The organism is Amycolatopsis sp. NPDC102389 (assembly GCF_044765885.1).
Classification (GTDB): domain Bacteria; phylum Actinomycetota; class Actinomycetes; order Mycobacteriales; family Pseudonocardiaceae; genus Amycolatopsis.
This window is the reverse complement of record NZ_JBIWKX010000070.1, coordinates 1-18263: the sequence shown is the minus strand read 5'-3', so window position 1 is coordinate 18263 and position 18263 is coordinate 1. Positions and strand designations below refer to the sequence as shown.

Sequence of the window (18263 nt, the reverse complement as noted above, 5' to 3'; positions counted from 1 at the left end):
GTTGCTGGTGCCCGAATGCCTGTTTGATGCTCGGATGACCGGTTTTCCGCGGGGGGGGGGGGGGGGGGGGGGGGGGGGGGGGGGGGGGGCGGGGCCCCGGCCCCCCCCCCCCCCCCCCCCCCCACCCCCTGTACCGACGTCCTCCGGTTCGTGTGAAGGACTAGACCGGCTTCACCGGCCCCCGCCCCACCGACTTCCCGACGCCCGCCGGCCGCTCAGCCAGTCCGGGCTGCACGAAACCGTTGATGTGCAAGGAGATCGAGCGGATCGACCCGGTGTCGCCACCGGCGACGTCGACCGCGGTGAACTTCCAGGTGCCGTCGGCCGCCGTGCCGGTGGTCAGGCCGCCGATCGCCTGCGCCGGCCGGTAGGTGCCGGTGAACGGCGCGTTCGCCGCGCTCACCGAGCTGAACGCGGCGGTCGCGTTGTCGGCGAAGACGACCTGGCACAGGTTGTTGCCCGAGCCGCCGTTGCGCTGGAACACGGTCGCCTTCGCGCCCGAAGGCGCCGTCAGCGTGCCGACCAGGTCACCGACGTACGAGTGGTTGATGCCCACGGTCGCCGAGGTCTGGTCGGTGTTGCAGGTCGCGCCGTCCACCGAGAACGTCAGCTTCGACGCGCGCCCGACCCCGCTCACCGCGATCGGCACGGTCACGCCGGTCGGATCGCTGTCCGGAATCGCCACCGCGTCACCGGCGTAGGCGAAGTTCCGCGTCACCGGCGACGGGGTGCCGACCGGCAGCGAGAACGTGGACGTGGTCGGCGAGTACGAACCCGCGAAGGTCACGCGCGCGTTCAGCACCACCGGCACCCCGAGTTCCTGCGTGGCGGGGACGGTGATGGTGAAGTCGTTCACGCCGGTCTGCCCGGGGCTGATCGTGCCGTACGACTTCGACCGCGGCGCCACCGTGACACCAGGGGTCGGGCTGGAGAGCACGACGCTGGTGGACGTCGCGGTGCCGTCGCCGCGGTTGGTCACCGGCAGGGTCACCTTGGCGGTGTCGCCCGGCTCGAGCGCGGAGCCGCCGTCGGCCGGGGTGACCGTCGGCTGTCCCGCGGACGCGAGCGGCTGCGGGCTGGCGCCGGTGTAGGCGAGCACCTTGTCGGCGAGGATGACGCCCGCGCCGCTGGAGGCGTCGCGGCCGGGGGTCAGGATGTCGACGGCGGTGTTGATCAGCGCCTCGCGCACGTCGGCCGGGGGCAGCCCCGGGTTGCCCGAGAGCACCAGGCCCGCGATCGCGGCGGCATGCGGCGCAGCGGCCGACGTGCCGTAGAAGGTGGTGAAGCCGGTGACGCTGGTGGAGACGCCGTCGGCCGCGGTGATGTCCGGCTTGGCGCGGACCTCACCACCGGTCCCGGACACGTTGCCCGGGGTGATCGGCGTGCCGTCGGCCTGATAGAACATCCGCCGCGGACCGTCCGAAGTGAACCGTTCGACCTTCGAGGTCGCGCCGAACGCCGCCGGGAACGGGCCCGCCGGGTTGGCCGGGTCGCCCGGTTCGAGGGCACGGGGGAACGCCTTGGCGGCCGGGGCCGCCGCGACGCTGAACGCGTCCCGCGCGGCCGAGTGGCCCACGGTCACGCCGGGTTTGGTGTAGGCCTTGAGACCGTCCGCCGAATCGGTGAACCGGCCGCGCAGCGCGGACAGCGAAAGGTAGCGGCCCTCACCGGAGAACTTGACGATGGCCAGCCGCAGCCCGGCCGCGCCCGTGGTGTCCACCCGTTCGTAGGCGTCCTGGGTGCCGGTCTGGACGTCCTGGCTGAAGTCGACGACGTTGCCCGCCGCGTTCAGCAGGTACAGGTCGTAGTCGTTGTTCGAGTGGCCCAGCGGGTCCGACCAGAACAACGTGACCGGCACGGCGCCGGACGAGTTCGAGATCGGCTGGAAGATCTGGTTGCCCGCGGCACCGGCGAAGTTGTGCGCGGTACCGGCGAATTTGCCGACGCCCTTGCCGGAGTCGACGAAGTCGCCTTCCCAGTGACCCGAAGTGCCGTCGGCGACGTTGCCCTCGTTACCGGCCGAGGAGAAGTACAGCGCGCCGTTCGCGGTCACGTCGTTCACGGCCTGGGCGATGATCCAGTCCTGGAACGGCGATTCCTTGAAGTACAGGACGTCGTCGACGATGACGTCGCAGTGCGCGTCGAAGCGCAGCTTGCGGATGTTGTCGGCGAAACTGGCGTCGGAGTTGAACGCGCTGGCGAAACCGAGCGACGCGTTCGGCGCGAGATCGTGGATGATCTCGAGCATCGCGGTGCCCTCGTCGCCGTCGCCTTCCTGGCCGGGGATCACGTCGACGCCCGCCGGGAGTTCGCCGCGCGCCTGCGAGGTCGCGAGCGAGTCGACACCGTCGGACAGCGCGCAGATCTTGGTGCCCACCCCGGTGACGCCGAACTGCTGGCGTGCGGTGTCGGCGTTGTGCGCGCGGTCGCCTTCGCTGTTGACCGGCCCGGCGGCGATGCCGGCCTGTCCCTTGGCGTCGACGGCCTTCTTCAGCTCGTCCGCGATCCGGGCGGCCTTCTCTTCCTTGCTCTCCCGATTGCCCGCGGTGGCGGGCTCGGCGAGCTGGCGGGCGGTGAACGCCTCGTTGGCGGTCTCGACCTTCTTGACGTCGGCGCGAGCCGCGATCGCCGGGACCGCGTTCAGCGGTACCTCGGCGCGGACGCTGCCGTATCGCTCCGAGACCGCGCGGATCCCCGCACCGGATTCACGCAGTCCCTTGAGGAGTTCTTCCGAGACCTGGCCCCGGATGTCCACGAGTACGGTGCCGTCCGCGGAGACCTTCGCCCCAGACCCCAGTGCGGGAACCGCGGAAGCCGACATCCGCTGTGCGCGGAGTTTCTGTTCGACGAGCAGGCGGCTGTCCACTTTGGACTCGCCGGTGTTCTGGCCCTTCTTGATCGACTGCAGTGCCTCGATCTGCCGGACGGTGTTCTCCGAGAACGCGTCCGGGGATCCGCTTTCCGCCGCCGCGACGGGTGGGCTCACCAGCCCCAGCGCGGTGACCAGCGCTGCGGTGCCCGCGGTCAGGATCGTTCTTCTTCTCCTACTAGAACGGGTTGGACGCACGTGCGCCTCCGATTCCTAGGCGCGTGCCCCGACTCACGCTGACCGACGCCGGCGATCACCGGCTCGATCAAGCTAAGTACCGGGCGTGCACCGGCGGCAGGAGCCGTTCGGGTGACGTCGGATGGAGAATTTCCGGATTCGGCCGCAGGTCGTGGGCCGTTCAGGGTAATCGCGTCGTCACAGGACGAACGAGTCCGACCAGGGCTGCGAAGCGCGGCCGGACAGGCCGTCCAAAAGGGTCACCGCTTGTTTGTCCGTCAGCGACGCCACGAAGTCGACCACCGCCCGGCCTCGCGCCAGCCCGCGCACGGCGTCCGCGCCGGTGACCGGTTCCCCGGTCGCTCCGATGAGCAGTTCGGGCGACGTCCGCGCCAGCGCGGAGAACTCGGCCTGCGCCAGCTCCACCAGATCGTGCAACCGTCGCGGGAGGCGGTAGAACTCGTCGCGGTCGAGCAGCCACGCGTCGAGCGCGTCGACCAAAGTGGTCACCAGGCTGGCCTGTCCGCGTTGGTGCAGCGCGAGTTCCGGACGCAGCAGGACGAACCGCCGGTGCACGAATTTCAGCACCTGCACCTCGTGCCACTGCGCGGGCCGCAGCGTGAGATGCCCTGACCGGGTCGAGGGCGATGCCACCACCTGGACGCCGTCGACGAGCCGCGCGGTCCATTTCGACGAGAAGGCCGCGGTGGCCTGTTCGGCCTCGATGGAACCGTCGAACCCGGTGGCGAGCAAGTCGTCGACGAGTTCGGCGCGCACCCGGACGACGGCGCTGGTGAAGGCGTCGTCGTCGACGATCCACCCGTCCTTGGCGTGCATCCGGCGGCGCAGCCGTTCCAGCGAACGACCGGGCAGCCGCCGTTCGGCGGTCAACGTCGCGTCGTCCAGCCCGGCCAGGTCCGTCGCGTGGTCGACCCAGCCGGTGAACTCGGCGGCGACCGGGGCGTGCTGCAGGACGCCGATCCGGTGGAAGTCCTGGAGATCGTGGATGGCGTAGGCGATGTCGTCGGCGGTGTCCATCACGGACGCTTCGACGGTCTGCTGCCAGGGTTCGATCCGGCCGGCGAACGGGGCCCGCGCCTGGGTGAAGTCGTCGAGTTCGGTGCTGTAGGCGGAGAATTTGCTCGCGCCGGTGCCCGGGGCGTCGGCCGGTTCGGCCGCACCGCGTGGCTGGACGTCCATCGACGTCGGATGCGGATCGGGCACGTGCAACCGCGCCCACGGGTACTTCAGCACTGCGGCGCGCACCGCCGTGGTGAGGTCCAGCCCGGAGGCGGACGGGCCGCGCACGTCGGTGGTGGTGATGATCCGGAACGACTGCGCGTTGCCTTCGAAACCGTCGGCGAGGCCGAACCGGTGCCGGGCGATGCGGTCCAGGGTCTGCTCGCCGAGGTGCCCGAACGGCGGATGTCCCAGATCGTGCGCGAGTGAGGCGGCCTCGGCGACGTCCGGGTCGCAGCCGCCCAGTTTCGCGGCGAGTTCGGCCGAATCGCTGGCGGAATTGATCCGCTCGGCGATCGCGCGGGCGACCTGCGCGACCTTGAGGCTGTGGGTGAGCCGGTTGTGCAGCAGCCCGGCGCCCCCGGCGCTGACCACCTGGGTCACCCCGCCGAGCCGGGCGAAGAACGGCGACGCCGCGATGCGGTCCCTGTCGATCCGGAACGGGCTCGTGGCGAGATCGCTGAACCCGGCGTTCGCGCTCTCCGGATCGCGCCGCCACGCCCTCGGGTCCGTCTGTTCCATGCGTCACACCGTATCCGTCGGGGCTTTGCGAGACACTGCCCAGGTGGCGGACGTGGTGATCGCGGGCGGCGGCCCGGCCGGACGGGCGCTCGCGCGTGCCTGCGCCCGGCGTGGCCTGGAAACGACCCTGATCGACCCCGCTCCGGGCAGACCCTGGCCGGCGACCTACGGCTTGTTCGCCGACGAACTGCCCGCGCTGCCGGAGAGCGCCGTCGCGTGCGCGCCTTCGACCACAGTGGCCTTCGGGACCTTGCCGCACGTCCTCGATCGGCGATATCTGGTCCTGGACAACGCCGGCCTGCGCACGTGGCTGGACGGCGGCTACGACGTCGTCGCCGGGACCGTGTCCGGTGTGGACCACGGCGGCCAGGGCTCGTCGGTGCGCCTCGACGACGGCCGGGTCCTCGCGACAGGTCTGTACGTGGACGCTTCCGGCGTCCGGCCGCGAGGGAACCGGTACGAACAGACGGCGTTCGGCGTCGTCCTCCCCGCCGAAGACGCGCTGCGGCTGGCCGACGGCCCGGACACCGCCGTGTTCATGGACTGGCGGGGGACCGAGTCCGGGTTCCTGTACGTCCTGCCGCTCGGCGACGGCACCGTCCTGGTCGAGGAGACCTCACTGGCCCGCAAACCCGGCCTGCCGGCGGACGTCCTCGCGGCGCGGCTGCGTGCCCGGCTCCGGGCCGTCGGGCTGACGTCACACGGGCGCGAGGAACGCGTGCGGATCGTGCTCGACCAGCCGGTGCCCCGACATGGCCGGACGGTGCCGTTCGGAGCCGCCGCCGCTCTGGTGCATCCGGCGACCGGGTACAGCGTCGCGACGTCGGTGCGGCTCGCGGAGCCGGTCGCCGACGCGGTCGCCTTGGCGTGGGATCAAGGTCCCGCCGCGGTGGCGTCGGCCGCTCACCGGGCACTCTGGCCGTCTTCGGCACGCACCGTGCACGGATTGCGACGGCATGGATTGCGCGCGTTGTGCGGCATGCCGCCCGAACTGGTCCCGGTGTTCTTCGATCTGTTCTTCACGTTGCCCAGCGAACTCCAGCGCGCTTTCACCAGCGGTCGCGAAGATGTTTCAGGTACCGTCGAAGCGATGTCGGCACTTTTCCGATTGTCACCATGGAAAGTAAGAAAACACCTGATCGGGTGGCGTGCGTTACGCCGTTCTAGGTAACCCAGGTGCCTTCGCGATGAACATCAGTTGACACGTGTTTTGTTTCGCGCCGCCACCGGCGAATATGCGCTTGTGACGTTGCAGATCGCTGTCCGCTTCGCCTACCAGCCGTTGTACAGCCTGCACACCGGCGGCGTCGTCGCGTTCGAAGCACTGGCACGGCCGGGCCGCGGCACCGCCCACGAGCTGCTCGCCGACGCCCGGCGCAACGGCAGGCTGGCCGAGGTCGACGTCGGGCTGGCCGCCGAAGCCGTCCGGCAGCTGCGTGAGCCGCAGGCCGCCCTCCCCCTGCACCTGAACCTGTCCGCGCGGACGGTGGCGGCGCCGCCGTCACAGTTCGACCCGCTGACCGACGCGCTCAACGTGGCGGGCCGCCGGACCAGGGACGTGGTGCTGGAGATCGGGCCGCCGTTCACGCAGATCCCCGCCGACCTGCTGCTGACCGGGATGCGGCGGCTCACCGAGCTCGGGTTCCGGCTCGCGCTCGACGGCCTCGGCCGCGGCGACCTTCCGCTGACGCTGCTCGCTTCGGCGCCCGTTGACCTGGTGAAACTGGACCGCAGCGTGCTGCGGGGCCTGCCGCACGACCCGGCCGCCGTCGCGGTGGTCGAGGCGGTCCTGCACTTCGCTTCGCGCACCGACAACCGCCTGGTCGCGACCGGGCTCGAGACCACGGAGCAGCTGGAGTCCGCCCGGCGGCTCGGGGTGCGGATCGCCCAGGGCAACCTGCTCGCCCCGCCGGACGGCGACCACGCGCCGCTGCCCGCGCCGGACGCGCCCGGACCGTTCATCCCCGGCACCGCCCGCGCCCGTCGCGTCGGCGACTTCCTCCGGCCCGCGACGACGCTTCCGGAGGCCGCGACCTGTGACGACGTACGCGAGGTTCTGGCCGCCTCCGACGGGCCGAGCGGCATCGTCGGCGTCGACGACCGGCACCGTCCACAGTGGTCGATCGACCGGACCCGGTTCCTGGTCGCGGTCACCGGGTTGTACGGCCACGCCCTGCACGCCAAACGGCCGGCGTCCCGCCTCGCCGACCGGCCGCACACGATCCACGCCGACGCGAGCGCGCTCGAATTCCTCGAACTGGTCACCGATGCGGACTGGAGCCGGACCGGCGACGACGTCGTCGTGGTCGACGACCGCGGCCGGTGCGTCGGCGTGGTGCTGGTGAACGAGGTCGTCCGCGGGGTCGCGGAGGCGAAGGTCGAGGAGGCGGTCTCGCTGAGCCCGCTGACCCGCCTGCCCGGCAGCGACGCGGTGGCGAGGGACGTCGACCGCCGGATCAACGCCCGGGAGCCGTTCGTCGCGGCCTGGCTGGACGTCGACTCGTTCAAGACGGTCAACGACACCGCCGGGTTCGCCGCGGGCGACGATCTGATCCGCACGCTCGGCCGGACGCTCACCGATCTGGAGGCCCGGCTGCGCCGGATGCGGGTCAGCCACGTGGGCGGGGACGACTTCCTGATCGCCTGCGACGTCGACGAGATCGGCACGGTCGCCACCGCGCTGCTGGACACGCCGTGGTCGGCCGACGGGATGCCGGTGACGGTTTCGCTGGCGACCCTGGTGTGCGGGAACGGCGCCATCGGGTCCTACAAGGACGCTTCCCGGCTCCTGGCACCACTGAAGAAGCAGGCCAAGGAGGTCCCGGGGTCGAGCTGGGTGCTCGGGCGGCCGGGTTCGGACCGCGTCGAGGTGCTGCGCGGGATCACGACCCGCGGCCTGCCTTCCCAGCGCGTGGCGGGCTTCTAGAGGTCGTAGGCGGCGCGGTAGGCCGAGAAGCGTTCGTCGACCTCGCCGACGGTGAGCCCGAAGTCCGCGAGGTCGTATCGGTGCACGGGTTTCCTTTCACCGGAACGGCTTTCGGCGTGCACGACGGTCATCGCGTCCCGGGCGGCATCGCTGAGCGGAAGCCCGAAATGCCGGTAGACGCCCTCGACCGTGCCGATCGGATCGGCGACGAAATCCTCGTACCGGACATCGCAGAACCGCGCCGGATCGTGCCGTTTTCTTGCCTCCAGTGACTTTTCCGCGCCCCGTGCCCAAAGATCCAGCTGACTACGGCCGATCACGTCACCGCGGAAGACGTCGGACCAGCCCTCCGAAGCCTGTTCGTTCAGGCTGCACACCGACGCGACGATCGTGCTCGGCGCGCGATGGGTCTGGACGATCAGCGCGTCGGGATACACCTCCAGCAGCGCGTCGAGCGCGAAGAGATGGCTAGGGTTCTTGAGCACCCAGCGGCGCCCGGCGTCGGGCAGGCCGATGAGCTGCAGATTGCGCCGATGCCTGCGATAGGCATCGGTCCAGTTCTGCCCGTCCAGCCAGCGCGAGTACGACGGCACGTGCGCGAGGCATTCGTAAGACACCGATTTCAGCGACTGCCGCAGGAGCTGCCAGCATTCCTCGACCTGGCCGGCGGACATGTGGTGCAGGCCCATGAACTCGGGATGCTCGACGTGGTGCTTCTCGTAACCCGCCTGGATCCCTTGGAAGACCGGGTTTTCCGCCCACGTCTCGCGCGGCGGCCGCGGTTGCGGCACCTCGGTCAGCCAGACCTCCAGCCCCTGGTGCGCCGGATCCTCGGTGAGCAGCCGGTGCAGCGCCGTGGTCCCGGTGCGCGGCAGGCCGGTGACGAAGATGGGGCGCTCGACGGGAACGTCGGCATATTCAGGATTCTGCTTCCATGAGGCCTCGCTCAACGACCTCGCCACCAGGGCACCACGCAGGAACGCGCGATGGATCTTGTTGCCGTACGGGGTCAAACCCGCCTCGCCGGCATACGAATCCAGCAGCACGCGGAGACCTTCGAGATGGTCTTCGCTGCCGAAGTCGTCCAGCCCGGTGAGCCTCGCCGCCGACGCGTGCAGATCTTCCACCGTGCCGACGTTTTCCCGCCCTGGCAGCATGTTCTCCCTCTCAGTGGTGATATTCGCCGGCGTTGACGTCGAGACACTGACCGGTGACGCACCGGGCGAGCGACGAGGCCAGGAACACGACGGTGTCGGCGATCTCGTCCGGCTCCGGAAGGCGGCGCAGGTCGATCGTCTCCGCCGTCTCGGCGTACACCTGCTCCGGCGGCACACCGCGTTCCTTGGCCAGATAGGCGAAATACCACTTCAGCGAATCTGCCCAGATATAGCCGGGTGCCACGGAATTGACCCGGATCCCGCGCGGCCCGAGTTCCGAGGCGAGGCTCTGCGCGAGGGCGAGCAGGCTCGCTTTCGCCATCTTGTACGCGCCGAAAGTCCGCCGGGAATGCCGCAGCACGGCCGAATTGATCATCACGACCGAACCGCCGCTCTCGGCGAGCGAAGGCGTGAACAGGCGCGTGAGCCGCAGGGCGGCGAGCACGTTGGTCTCGAAACCCGCCCGCACGTCGGCCAGGTCGACGTCGGCGAGATCCATGATCGGCGGGATGGCGAAAGCGTTGTTCACCAAGGCGTCCACCCGGCCGAACGCCGTCAGGGCGGCCTCGGTGAGGTTCGCGGCCGAAGCGTCGTCGGTGATGTCGGTGGGGACACTGACGGCCCGGCAGCCGAGCGCGTCGACCTCCTTGGCGACCTCGGCGAGCCGGGATTCGGTGCGGGCGGCCAGGACGACGTCGGCGCCCGCCGCGGCACAGCGGGTGGCGATGGACCGGCCGAGCCCCGGGCCGACCCCGGAGATCACGACCACCTTGTCCCGCAAGAGATCCGTCATCCCAGCATCCTCGCCGCGACAGCCTTCTGACGGGCCGAGATCCGGTCCGCCCATTCCTCCGGGGTCACGCGCGCCTCGTCGTGGAACGGCAGCCGGTCGGCGAGTTCGCCGAACTTCACCACCTCGACCTCGGGGCCGTCGGCCTTGTCCAGCGCGCGGGACAAGCGCTGCCAGCGGATCTGCACGTACCCGCGATCGTGCCCGGTGCGTTCGAGCCAGTTCGCCAGGCCCGGGTCGCGTTCGCTGATCACGAAGCGGATCTTGCCGTCCGGGTCGACCCGTGCCTGGTCCGCGGTGAGGCTCGTCTGATGGTTGATGTAGTCGAGTGAGAGGTACCAGACGCTGCCGAGCTGGATGCCCTGATACGGCGCGTCCGAACGCGGCACCGTCACGATCATGACCTCTTCGTCGCCGAGTTCGTAGTGCCCGGCCGACGAGTACTGCGTGGTCAGTCCGCCCGGTGTGGGGCGCGGCTCGGTCATCGTGTTCACCGGCAGGTTCAGGTAGAACCACTTCGGGAAGGCGAGGAAGGTGCGCAGCCTGCTCAGCAGGATCTTGCCGGTGACGCCATAACGCTTGGCCAGCCCGTCGCGCGTGAGTGGCGCGGGTGCGCCGCCCGCGGTGTCGGCGCACTGGATCTGGATCGTGCCGCGGCGTTCGGTGGCCCAGTCGCTGTAGACCTCGCGCACCACGAGCATCGACGAACCCGGGCCGAGGACGAAATAGTTGGGGCCGGGGTCGGGTTTCGCCGGGCCGAAGCGGAGTTCGAACGAGCCGTCTTCGGCGATCTCGATCTCACGGTCGTCGAAGGCGGCGAGGCTGTCCGGCACCTCGACGGGCGAGTAGTCGCCGTTGAGGACCTGGAAACTGACGTCGGCCGTGCTCCCCCGCGTCCCGGTGACGACGTACTCGCGGTCCTCACGGATGTTCGCGTTGAAGTACAACGTGTCCGGGTTGTCCAGGCCCATCTTCGTGTATGGCCCGGTGGACTGGGTGAAGAACGGGTAGTCGCGTTCGTAGGCCCACGCCATCTGCAGGGACGCGCGGATGCTGCCGGCGAGGTAGTCGTACCCCTCGACCAGATCCTGTTCGGTGCGGATGTGCGGCGCCTCCGCGATGACCTTCTCGGCTTCGACGATCGCGTCCGCGAACGGTTGAGTGAGCACCGGCGACTCCTCATACTGGTACAAATACGTACCGACTTGGTACGTTCTTCGCACAGTCAGACTAGAACGCGTTCTAAGGATGGGTCAATGGTCCGACGCTCCCCGCCCACCGAGCGGGTCGTGAAGCTGCTCGACTTCTTCGCCGCTCACCCCGGCCGTCGCTTCGGTCTTTCCGAGCTCGCCCGCGAGCTCGACCTGGCGAAACCGACCTGCCTCGGCATCGTGACCGAGCTGACGGCGGGCGGCTACCTGGTCCGAGACCCCCAGCCCGTCACCTACCGGCTGGGCCCCGCGATGGTCGCCGCCGGCCGGGTCGCGAGCGACGGCTTCGGCGCGAGCGAGGTCGCGCGACGGCACCTGGAGGACCTGAGCAGGCGCTACGGCGCCACGTGCACGGCGTCGGCAGTGGTCGGCGACCGGATCTTGATGCTGCAGAGCGCCGGGCCCGGCCGGGTCAAACTCGGCGAGACGTATCCGTTCGCGCCGCCGGTCGGCCTGATGTACGTGCTGTGGGATTCCGACGCCGCGTTCGACGCGTGGCTCGCCAAACCCCCGGCGGTGCCGGTGCGGCTGGACGAAGCGCACCTTCGCCGCGTCGTCGCCGAATGCCGGGAGCACGGCTATCTGGTGGAGAGCCTGACTTCCGCGGGGCGGCGGCTCTACGCGCTGATGGCGGGCGTCGGCGCGGAGGAACTGCCGCCGGAAGTGCGGGGCCTGGTGGGCGAACTCGTCTCGAGCCTCGGCGAACGCGTCTACCTCGGCGCCGATCTGGAACCGCGCCGCAAGCACGCGGTGAGCCTGCTGGCCGCCCCGACGTTCGACGCTTCGGGACGGCAGGAGCTGGTGCTCACACTGTCGGTCGGCGAGCCGATCACCGGCGCCGAGATCGCGCGACGGGGCGCTGCGCTGGTCGCCGCCGCCGACGCCGTCACCGCCGAATCCGGCGGCCGCCACCCTCGCGTTTAGTCCTCTGAATGCGGTAGTTGCCCGCGCAAGGACCGCATTCAGAGGACTGAACGCGGGAAGTCAGGAGGACCACCGGTTCGCGGTGAGCTTCAGGCTCGGCACGTCGTCCATCGACATCATCGTTTCGTACAGCCGGTCGTACTGGGTCGAGGCGGTCAGCCACACGCCGTCCACCCGCCGGTAGGTGTCCTCGTAGTACGCCGCGCCTTCGATCACCACCCGGTGCTCGGGCACGATCACCTTGTCCCGCATCAGCCAGGTTCCCGTCGCGATGTCGCCGTCGACGTCGATCTCCGGCTGCCCGGCGAAGTGCACCGTGGTGATGCCCGGCCCAACGGCGTTCCGAAAGAACTCGACGATCGCTTCGCGGCCTTCGAAGGTCAGCGGTTTGCCGTACGACGGCGTGCCGTACCGCGCGTGCGCGTCGGCGGTCAGGGTCCCGGCCATCTCGTCCCACAGCTTGAGGTCGAGGCAGCGGAGGTAGCGGGCTTTGAGGCGTCGGATCTCTTCGAGCGCGACCAGGTCCATGCCGACAGCGTCCTCCTCCCCTTGACCAAGCACAAGAACTTGTTCTACTTTTCTGGTCTCGAACGACGGAGGTCACGATGGCGTCCCCGGCCTACGAGCTCACCCATCTCGAAGCACTCGAAGCCGAAGCCGTGCACATCTTCCGTGAGGTCGCGGCGACCTTCGAACGGCCCGTGCTGCTGTTCTCCGGCGGCAAGGACTCGATGGTGATGCTCCACGTGGCGGCCAAGGCGTTCTGGCCGTCGCCACCGCCTTTTCCGGTGATGCACGTCGACACCGGGCACAACTTCGACGAGGTCATCGAATTCCGGGACCGCACGGTCGACACCTACGGACTCAGGCTCGTCGTCTCCAGCGTCCAGGACGACATCGACGCGGGCCGGGTGGTCGAAGATCCGAAGGCGGGCCGCAACCGTCTCCAGACCGCCGCCCTGCTGCGGGGCATCCGCGAGCATTCCTTCGACGCGGTCTTCGGCGGCGCCCGGCGCGACGAAGAGAAAGCCCGCGCGAAGGAACGGGTGTTCAGCTTCCGCGACGAATTCGGCCAATGGGATCCGCGCAATCAGCGGCCGGAGCTGTGGGATCTGTACAACGGCAGGCACCGCAAGGGCGAGCACATCCGCGTCTTCCCGCTGTCGAACTGGACCGAGCTCGACATCTGGCAGTACATCGAAGCGGAGAACGTCGACTTGCCGTCGATCTACTACTCGCACCGGCGTCCGGTCGTCCAGCGGGACGGCATGCTTCTCGCGCACACCCGCTTCCTCAGCTTGAACGAAGGCGAAAGTCCTTACAAGGCAACGGTTCGCTTCCGCACCGTCGGCGACGCGACGTGCACCGGTTGCGTCGAGTCGACGGCGACGTCGCCGAGTGAAGTGGTCGCCGAGGTGGCGGTCAGCAGGCTCACCGAACGCGGCGCCACCCGCGCCGACGACCGGATTTCCGAGGCGGGCATGGAAGACCGGAAGAAGGAAGGCTACTTCTGATGAGCGCTTCGCTGGTCCGCCTCGCGACCGCGGGCAGTGTCGACGACGGGAAGTCGACCCTGATCGGCCGTCTGCTGTTCGATTCGAAGACGGTGTTCACCGACCAGCTCGAAGCCATCGAACGCACCAGTCGCGACCGCGGCGAGGCGTACCCGAACCTCGCGCTGCTGACCGACGGTCTCCGTGCCGAACGCGAACAAGGCATCACGATCGACGTCGCCCATCGCTATTTCGCCACGCCCCGGCGGAAGTTCATCATCGCCGACACGCCGGGACACGTGCAGTACACCCGGAACATGGTCACCGGCGCGTCCACCGCGGATCTCGCGCTGATCCTGATCGACGCCCGCAAAGGCGTCCTTGAACAGTCTCGGCGGCACGCGTTCCTGGCCAGCCTGCTGGGCATTCCGCATCTGGTGCTGTGCGTCAACAAGATGGACTTGGTCGGCTGGTCTCAGGAACGTTTCGAAGAGATCCGCGAGGAGTTCCGCCGCTTCGCCATGAAGCTCCAGGTGCACGACCTCACCTTCGTGCCGATGTCGGCGCTGCACGGTGACAACGTCGTGCACCGGGGTGCCAGTATGCCTTGGTACGAAGGGACTTCCCTGCTGCACCACCTCGAACAGGTACATGTGGCCTCGGATCGCAACCTCATCGACGCGCGATTCCCTGTGCAGTACGTGATCCGGGAGCACAGCCGCGACTTCCGCGGCTACGCGGGCACCGTCGCGGGCGGGGTGTTCAAACCCGGTGACGAGGTCGCCGTCCTGCCGTCCGGCTTCACCACCACGGTGCGCGCGATCTGGGGCCCGGGCGGCACCACGGTCACCGAGGCCTTCGCTTCGCAAGCGGTCACGATCGAACTCGAGGACGACCTCGACCTGGGCCGCGGTGACCTGATCTGTCGCCCCGGCAACCGTCCCCACACGAGCCGGGACGTCGACGCGATGGTGTGCTGGTTCTCCGAACAAGGAGCTTTGAAAGCAGGGAACAACTTCCTCGTGCGGCACACCACCCGGGAGACCAAGGCCGAGATCCGCGACCTGGACTACCGGCTCGACGTCACCACCCTGCACCGCGACGAGACTGCGGAGTCGTTGTCGCTCAACGAAATCGGCCGGATCCGGCTGCGCGCCCGGCAGCCACTGCTGTTCGATTCCTACCGCCGCAACCGCTCCACCGGAGGTTTCCTCCTCGTCGACGAACATTCCGGGGCGACGGTCGCGGCCGGGATGATCACCGGGCCGAGCGTCACGGCGTCGAACGTCGTCTGGCACACCGCCGCGGTCACCAGGGCGGAACGCGCCACGCGCGGGCTCACCGTCTGGCTCACCGGGCTTTCCGCGTCCGGGAAGTCGAGTGTGGCGGTGGAACTGGAGCGGCGGCTGGTGGCGTCGGGCAGGCCCGCGTATCTGCTGGACGGCGACAACCTCCGGCACGGGCTGAACGGGAACCTCGGCTTCAGCCCCGCCGATCGCGCCGAGAACGTCCGCCGCGTCGCCGAAGTCGCGAAGCTGTTCGCCGACGCCGGTGTGGTGTCGGTGGTCTCCCTGATCAGCCCGTACCGGGCCGACCGCGAACTCGCCCGCGCCGCGCACGAGTCGGCCGGGCTGCCGTTCCTCGAGATCTTCGTCGACACCCCGCTCGAAGTCTGCGAAGACCGCGACCCCAAGGGGATGTACGCGAAGGCACGGGCGGGCGAGATCAGCGGGTTCACCGGGGTGGACGCTCCCTACGAGCAACCGGAGAGCCCGGATCTGGTGCTGCGCCCGGAAAACGGGGATCCCGCCGCGATGGCCGCGCTGATCCTCGCCGCCCTCGAGTGACGATCAGCCGCCGTTGGTCGCCCGGTACGGAGCGGCCGCGTAGGTGCGGGCGGTGGCGGCCGTCAGCTTCTCGACCGAACGGAACATCGTCTTGCCCAGCTTCGCCCGCGCCCGCAACGCCGGATGCGTCGCGGCGTAATCGTCCTTGGTGACCGCCGGATCGCCGGCGAACGCACCGGAGGCGAACAGCGAATAGGTCAGGATCGGCTTGCCGTCCGCGCTGAACATCACGCCGGCCTCGTTGCGGCCGTCGTTGAACCAGCCCGCCTTCGTGGCCACCCGCAGCCGCTCGGCCGACGTCAGGTCGAGCCGCACCCCGTCGGTGAACGCGCTCAGCGAACGCAGGATGTTCAGCAGGTACTCGGTGGACTTCGCCGAAAGCAGCGTCCCGCCGACCAGTTTCCGCAGCAGCGTATGCGTTTCGGCCGGTGTCGTCTTGCCGAGGAAGAAGCGGTTCGGATTCGCCACCGGGACCACCTGGGTGTGCACGAATCCCTTGCCGCGCAGGATCTCGTTGACCTCCGCGGCGGGGCAGACCAGCCCGCACAGGCGGACGGCGGTGTTGTCGGACAGCGTCAGCAGCGCCGCCATCGCGTGCCCGAGGGTCACTGAGCTCGGGTACGCGCCGTCGAGGGCGAAGATGCCGTCGGTGTCCTTGATGACGATGTCGGCCGTGACGTCGACACGCTGGTCCAAGGTGAGCAGCCCGCGGTCGATCTTGTCGAGCACGGCGGTGGCGACGGCGATCTTGTTGACGCTGTACGCCTCGACCACCTCATCGGCCCGCTCGGAGACGGCGGGAACCAGGTTTCCGGCGGAGTCCGCGACGCTGACGTAGGACGACCAGGTGCCGCCCGCCTTCGCGGTTTCACGGCTGTAGACCTGGGAAATCCGGCGCGCGGCGGCCGAAGCGTCGGCGGCGGGAGTGTCTGATTCGGACTCTTCGGCGGCCTGAGCGACCTGCGCCGTCCCGAGCACCGCACCCGCGGCGGCGACCGTGCCCAGCCCCAGCAGGCGACGACGATTGACGTTGGTATCCACGTCGGAACCCTATCGCGTTCAGCCCGCCGGTGTGACGAATCCGGTGTCGTAGGCCTTGATCACCGCTTGCGTCCGGTCCCGCGCGCCGAGTTTCGCGAGCACGTTCCCGACATGCGTCTTGACCGTCTGGACGCCGAGGTACAGCTCGCCCGCGATCTCCACATTGGACAGTCCGCCCGCCATCAGCCGCAGCACCTCGCTTTCGCGTTCGGTGAGCCCGGCGCCGGCCAGGCCGTCCAGGGGCCCCCTGCTCGCCTGCTGCGCGGCCAGCCGCCGGATCGCGGCCGGGAACAGCAGCGACTCCCCCGCCGCCACGGTCCGGATCGCCGCGACGATCTCCTCGGGCCGGGCCCGCTTCAGCAGGAAGCCGCTCGCCCCGGCGAGCAAGGCGTCGTAGACGTAGTCGTCGTTCTCGAAGGTGGTCACCACGATCACCTTCGGCGGATTGTCCATAGTGGACATGAAATGGGCGGTCGCGCGGATCCCGTCGACCGAGGGCATCCGGACGTCCATCAGTACGACGTCGGGCCGGAACCGCGAGACCAGACCCGGAACTTCGGCGCCGTCGGACGCCTCACCCACGACCTCCAGGTCGGGTTCGGAGGCGACGATCGCGCGCAGCCCCGCCCGGATGAGCTGTTCGTCGTCGACCAGCAGCACCCCGATGCTCATCGCCGTTTCCCCCATGGCACCGCCACCTCGACCTTCCAGACTCCGTCCGCGCGGCCCGCGGTGATCGTGCCGCCGAGCACTTCCACCCGCTCCGTCATTCCCCTCAGCCCCCGGCCGCCCCCGTCCCGCGACGGCGCCGCGGCGCCGAGCGGGTTGGACACCCGCACCCGCAACAGCTCCGGTTCGGCGTCGACGAGGACCGCCACCGGCACCTTACCGGCGTGCCGCAACGCGTTCGTCAGGCATTCCTGCAAGATCCGATACGCCTCGCGGGAGACGACCGGCGGCACCGAGGACGGTTCACCCCGCACCTCCGCCGTCACCTCGGCGCCCGCCAGCCGCGTCGCCTCGACCAGCGCGGGCAGCTCCGCCAGCCCCGATTGCGGTGCCCGGGACGACGCCTCGTCACGCAGCAGCCCGAGCACGTGGTCGAGATCGTCCAACGCGGCGCGGGCCGAGTCCTCGATGGCGGTGAGCGCCTGTTCGGTGAACTCCGGATCGGAGCGCAGGGTGCGGCGCGCGGCCCCGGCCTGAATGGTCACGACACTCAGCGCGTGCCCGACCGAGTCGTGCAGTTCTCGCGCGAGCCGGTTGCGTTCGGCGAGTTGTTCGGTGCGCTTCTCCAGCTGGGCGATCCGTTCCGCGGCCGAGATCCCCAGCAGGCTCTCGGCGCACCGGGTCAGCACCGCGCCCGCTCCCCACACGACGTAGGCCAGCACGACGACGCCGAGCAGGAACGCCAGCGGGATCCACGCGCTCGCCCAGCCCTTCGGCACCTCGATCGGGGCCTCGGTGGTCAGTGCGATCCGGCCGGTGAACGGCGCCGCGATCGTGAACCCGAACGCCACCGGGACGAAGAGGCTCACCAGGCTGACGACACAGCCGGTGCTCACGTGCAGCAGGAACATCGCGGACGACCGCAGCCGGACCGGCCAGCTCGCCGCGGGCCCGAACGTCACGCCGGGCACCGGATCGTCCAGGAGTTCCCGTACGGCCGCGCCCTCCAGCACCCGGACGGCGGGGAGGAACGACGAAGCGATCATCACCAGCACGACGGCGCCCATCCCGATGACGACCCCGCGCCCCATCGTCACGACGAGCGGGAGCAACGACGGCACCATGATGGCGGCGAAGAGGATGTACGGCACGCTCAGCGCGCCGCCGAGGATGAAATAGACCCACCGCCGGTAGGTCGCCCGGTCGACGAGCGGGCCGAAAAATCGCATGGGGTCTTTCTAGCGTGTGCCGGCTTCGCGCGGATCCCTCTGCGGTATCGCCACCGGTGAGCGTCCCCGCGAGGTGGTCGTGAGTGGCGTTTCGGGTTCTAACCCGATGTCTGAGTTCAGGACATGTCGGACAGTTGATGTTTCAGGACCTCACGGACACTGACCGGCC

The 18263-nt window shown here is 69.6% G+C and carries 14 protein-coding genes; 5 read left to right on the top strand and 9 right to left on the bottom strand.

Annotated features, from left to right (window positions below):
- Positions 1-160: 160 nt before the first annotated feature.
- Together ACIRGA_RS35750 and ACIRGA_RS35745 are read right to left on the bottom strand one after the other, a co-directional pair.
- The gene (locus ACIRGA_RS35750) at positions 161-3031 is read right to left on the bottom strand and encodes a S8 family serine peptidase (RefSeq protein ID WP_400950029.1); all 2871 of its coding nucleotides are present in this window, start codon (positions 3029-3031) and stop codon (positions 161-163) included.
- A gap of 213 nt (positions 3032-3244) precedes the next feature.
- Complete coding sequence (locus ACIRGA_RS35745; RefSeq protein WP_400949987.1) at positions 3245-4807, bottom strand: deoxyguanosinetriphosphate triphosphohydrolase family protein; 1563 nt, start codon at positions 4805-4807, stop codon at positions 3245-3247.
- A gap of 43 nt (positions 4808-4850) precedes the next feature.
- Here ACIRGA_RS35745 and ACIRGA_RS35740 point away from each other — a divergent pair, with 43 nt between their 5' ends.
- Both ACIRGA_RS35740 and ACIRGA_RS35735 read left to right on the top strand, forming a co-directional pair.
- Positions 4851-5978: a lycopene cyclase family protein gene (locus ACIRGA_RS35740; protein WP_400949984.1), complete on the top strand. Its 1128-nt coding sequence runs from the start codon at positions 4851-4853 to the stop codon at positions 5976-5978.
- A 72-nt stretch (positions 5979-6050) separates the two neighbouring features.
- A complete protein-coding gene (locus ACIRGA_RS35735) occupies positions 6051-7733 on the top strand; it encodes a GGDEF domain-containing protein (RefSeq protein ID WP_400949981.1) in 1683 nt (560 codons plus the stop codon).
- Here the strand turns inward: ACIRGA_RS35735 and ACIRGA_RS35730 are convergent.
- Genes ACIRGA_RS35730 through ACIRGA_RS35720 form a run of 3 tightly spaced genes read right to left on the bottom strand, consistent with a single transcriptional unit; the run spans position 7730 to position 10849 of the window.
- Positions 7730-8890 carry a sulfotransferase family protein gene (locus tag ACIRGA_RS35730; RefSeq protein WP_400949978.1) on the bottom strand — a complete coding sequence of 387 codons (1161 nt, stop codon included), beginning with the start codon at positions 8888-8890 and terminating at the stop codon, positions 7730-7732. The two genes, ACIRGA_RS35735 and ACIRGA_RS35730, sit on opposite strands and share 4 nt — an antisense overlap.
- Positions 8891-8900: 10 nt before the next feature.
- Positions 8901-9683: an SDR family oxidoreductase gene (locus ACIRGA_RS35725; RefSeq protein WP_400949973.1), complete on the bottom strand. Its 783-nt coding sequence runs from the start codon at positions 9681-9683 to the stop codon at positions 8901-8903.
- A complete protein-coding gene (locus ACIRGA_RS35720; RefSeq protein ID WP_400949972.1) occupies positions 9680-10849 on the bottom strand; it encodes a hypothetical protein in 1170 nt (389 codons plus the stop codon). Before ACIRGA_RS35720 ends, ACIRGA_RS35725 begins: the two co-directional genes overlap by 4 nt.
- A gap of 87 nt (positions 10850-10936) precedes the next feature.
- Here ACIRGA_RS35720 and ACIRGA_RS35715 point away from each other — a divergent pair, with 87 nt between their 5' ends.
- Positions 10937-11815: a helix-turn-helix domain-containing protein gene (locus ACIRGA_RS35715; RefSeq protein ID WP_400949970.1), complete on the top strand. Its 879-nt coding sequence runs from the start codon at positions 10937-10939 to the stop codon at positions 11813-11815.
- Positions 11816-11875: 60 nt separating this feature from the next.
- Here ACIRGA_RS35715 and ACIRGA_RS35710 read toward each other — a convergent pair whose 3' ends face one another.
- Positions 11876-12343, bottom strand: a complete 468-nt coding sequence (locus tag ACIRGA_RS35710; RefSeq protein WP_400949968.1) for a nuclear transport factor 2 family protein — start codon at positions 12341-12343, stop codon at positions 11876-11878.
- Positions 12344-12420: 77 nt separating this feature from the next.
- Here ACIRGA_RS35710 and cysD point away from each other — a divergent pair, with 77 nt between their 5' ends.
- Together cysD and cysC are read left to right on the top strand one after the other, a co-directional pair.
- A complete protein-coding gene (cysD, locus tag ACIRGA_RS35705; RefSeq protein ID WP_400949966.1) occupies positions 12421-13329 on the top strand; it encodes a sulfate adenylyltransferase subunit CysD in 909 nt (302 codons plus the stop codon).
- Positions 13329-15155, top strand: coding sequence for an adenylyl-sulfate kinase (gene cysC, locus ACIRGA_RS35700; RefSeq protein ID WP_400949962.1), 1827 nt, complete (start codon positions 13329-13331; stop codon positions 15153-15155). The genes cysD and cysC overlap by 1 nt, the downstream gene beginning before the upstream one ends.
- A gap of 3 nt (positions 15156-15158) precedes the next feature.
- Here cysC and ACIRGA_RS35695 read toward each other — a convergent pair whose 3' ends face one another.
- Genes ACIRGA_RS35695 through ACIRGA_RS35685 form a run of 3 tightly spaced genes read right to left on the bottom strand, consistent with a single transcriptional unit; the run spans position 15159 to position 18094 of the window.
- On the bottom strand, positions 15159-16196 hold the full coding sequence (locus tag ACIRGA_RS35695; protein WP_400949960.1) for a serine hydrolase: 1038 nt from the start codon (positions 16194-16196) through the stop codon (positions 15159-15161).
- Positions 16197-16214: 18 nt separating this feature from the next.
- Positions 16215-16868: a response regulator gene (locus tag ACIRGA_RS35690; RefSeq protein ID WP_400949957.1), complete on the bottom strand. Its 654-nt coding sequence runs from the start codon at positions 16866-16868 to the stop codon at positions 16215-16217.
- The gene (locus tag ACIRGA_RS35685) at positions 16865-18094 is read right to left on the bottom strand and encodes a sensor histidine kinase (RefSeq protein WP_400949954.1); all 1230 of its coding nucleotides are present in this window, start codon (positions 18092-18094) and stop codon (positions 16865-16867) included. Before ACIRGA_RS35685 ends, ACIRGA_RS35690 begins: the two co-directional genes overlap by 4 nt.
- Positions 18095-18263: the final 169 nt, after the last annotated feature.

Bases quoted from the DNA above. Each gene is read 5' to 3' on its own strand.
- ACIRGA_RS35730 (WP_400949978.1), bottom strand. From the start codon at position 8,890: ATGCTGCCAGGGCGGGAAAACGTCGGCACGGTGGAAGATCTGCACGCG.
- cysD (WP_400949966.1), top strand. From the start codon at position 12,421: ATGGCGTCCCCGGCCTACGAGCTCACCCATCTCGAAGCACTCGAAGCC.
- ACIRGA_RS35710 (WP_400949968.1), bottom strand. From the start codon at position 12,343: ATGGACCTGGTCGCGCTCGAAGAGATCCGACGCCTCAAAGCCCGCTAC.
- cysC (WP_400949962.1), top strand. From the start codon at position 13,329: ATGAGCGCTTCGCTGGTCCGCCTCGCGACCGCGGGCAGTGTCGACGAC.
- ACIRGA_RS35715 (WP_400949970.1), top strand. From the start codon at position 10,937: ATGGTCCGACGCTCCCCGCCCACCGAGCGGGTCGTGAAGCTGCTCGAC.
- ACIRGA_RS35725 (WP_400949973.1), bottom strand. From the start codon at position 9,683: ATGACGGATCTCTTGCGGGACAAGGTGGTCGTGATCTCCGGGGTCGGC.
- ACIRGA_RS35690 (WP_400949957.1), bottom strand. From the start codon at position 16,868: ATGAGCATCGGGGTGCTGCTGGTCGACGACGAACAGCTCATCCGGGCG.
- ACIRGA_RS35745 (WP_400949987.1), bottom strand. From the start codon at position 4,807: ATGGAACAGACGGACCCGAGGGCGTGGCGGCGCGATCCGGAGAGCGCG.
- ACIRGA_RS35685 (WP_400949954.1), bottom strand. From the start codon at position 18,094: ATGCGATTTTTCGGCCCGCTCGTCGACCGGGCGACCTACCGGCGGTGG.